This window comes from Stenotrophomonas sp. SMYL20 (genome assembly GCF_036320045.1).
Taxonomy (GTDB): Bacteria; Pseudomonadota; Gammaproteobacteria; order Xanthomonadales; family Xanthomonadaceae; genus Stenotrophomonas; species Stenotrophomonas maltophilia_A.
This window is the reverse complement of sequence record NZ_JAWIRT010000052.1, coordinates 1-2102: the sequence shown is the minus strand read 5'-3', so window position 1 is coordinate 2102 and position 2102 is coordinate 1. Positions and strand designations below refer to the sequence as shown.

General features: G+C 62.4%; 1 protein-coding gene. It reads right to left on the bottom strand.

Features of this window, described 5'->3' with window-relative positions:
- Positions 1–107 precede the first annotated feature (107 nt).
- On the bottom strand, positions 108–2102 hold a 1995-nt coding region (locus tag V3B48_RS21260; protein WP_329894407.1), incomplete at its 5' end, for a hypothetical protein.

The following is a 2102-nucleotide window of genomic DNA, read 5'->3' as shown; positions in this document are numbered from 1 at the left end:
GGATCGCCCGCTCACGAAGGTGGACCGCGTCTGCGGGGATACATGGCGCAGCCCATAGCCCTCGCGCAGCGGTTCGGGCAACCACTTCGGCTGCATGATCAGCGCCATTACCCGACCTTCCTTCTGATATTCCAGTTCGATCGCATCGCGCGTGATTGGGGACCTGTGCCGGATGTGGTGTCCGCTACACGGTCCTGCCGCGCCAAGGCCACTGCACGCCTTACTGTCTGCTCTTGCATCAGCCGTTCCCGCTCGCTGATGGAGCCGTTCACGTTGAAACTCATCTCAAAGGTGTCTCCCCGACCTCCGCCAGCAGAATCGCGGGACACACGGTCGAGGGTTGCGTCCAGCTTGGCGCTGGTGGCCGCGGTGGTGACCCGCTCGCCCTTCTGCAGCAGCCAGGTTCCCGTCTCCGGAACGCTATCGATGCCGTCGTGGGCCATGCCTACAGCGGCGATGTTGGAGACGATGCCAGCAGTTGCGGCGGCTACCGAAGCGATCGCGGCAAGATTGGTCGGCCAGGGGTTGGCTGCGGCCATGGCCATACCCTGCTGGATCGCAATGACAGACTGCGCGATAGCTGCCGCCTTCTGGACCACGAATGCAGCCCTGTAGAGCGCGGATTGCTCGCCAAAGCTAGTCCGCATCACGTCCGTGATGCTTCCGAGAGCCAACTGCGCTTCGGTGGCCGCGACCTGCCACCGCGCTCTGTCGAGACGGCCCAAATTCGCTTCGTGCTCCTCACGCAGCTGCAGCTCCTGCGCGTTCCACTCTGCTTCGAGGTCAAACCGCGCCTGTCGATGCTCTTCCAGGGCTTCCAGCTGCGCCGCGAACTTCTGCCGCTCAGCTTCCTGGGCCGAATCGATCTTTGCAAACTCGCCACTTGATCCACCATAGAGGGCATCTGGCCCCTTGTAGTCGGCCGCGCCACTTCCTCCGACCTGCTGAATCACCTTAGCGGCGGTTGCTGCGTAGTCCTGATCATTCGCTGCACCAACAGCCGCAGCCGCCTGCAGGGTCTTCAGGCGGTCTCGCGCCAATTCGACACCGAGCGAATCTTTCTTGTTCAGGTCGTCCTTCAACTTGACGAAAGCCTCGGTGGCCTTGGCCGCTTCCTCATTCGCTGACTTCACCCCTGCCAACCGATCAATCTCGGTCGACAGTGCGCGCAGACGTTCTTGCTGGGCAGCGTTCAGGCCTTGCAGGCTCCCCTGCGCCATTTCAAAGTTGAGGCGCTGCAGCTCGGTGGCCTTGCCAGATCGGTCCGCGCTGGTGTCGAACAACTCGATCTGGCGCCTTAGTTGTAGCCCGCTGGCTTCGTAAGCGCGCTGAAGCTGCTGCTGGCTGGCAACGCGCTGCTTCGCGTTGTCTGCGTCCGAGGCTGCGGCGGCGGCAGCCTCTCTGGCCGCACTGTCGCTGGACTTTGCCGTGCTATCTACTGAACCGGTGACGCCCTTGAATGCCTCCGCCGCCCGCTGGTACTTGTAGCGCTCAGTCAGCTCTCGCTGGATGCCGATACGCTGCTGGGTCAGATCGTTGATCTGCTTGAGCCTGGCAGCCTCCTGGGAATCCGTCAGGGGGATCCCGAGGAGACCTGTCTTGTTCTGCTTCGCGTAGTTGATCAACCCGTTCAGTCGGGCCATCTGCTCGTTGAGTGCAGCCTCGCCGGCATCCTGTACGCTTCCGCCAGCGTCTAGATTTGCGAGATCCCGGACCTTGGTAATGAAACCGGCGATCTGAACAACACCATTCGCAAGCTCACTGGACAGATTGGCCACCAGCGTGACAATGCTGTCGAATCCCTCCTTGACCTTCGGGTCCTTCAGAGTGTCGATGAGGTCGTTGACAGCAGCGGTTGCCCCCTTGAGGCTTCCGTCCTTGGCCGTGGTGATGTCATCCAGTGTATGGCCGAGCGCGGTCAGCGCGCCTCCGAAGGTATCGCGCGCCGCAAGTGCGGCGCCTGCATACGATTCCTCGAGGATCTCCAGGATCATCACCTGGGCCTCGCCTTCCTTGCCGGCCTTCACCAGCTCGTCGATCGTACCGCGCACTTCCTTGGTGAAGGCTGCACCGAAGCCCTGCTGTGCCAGAGCGGCGGCGGC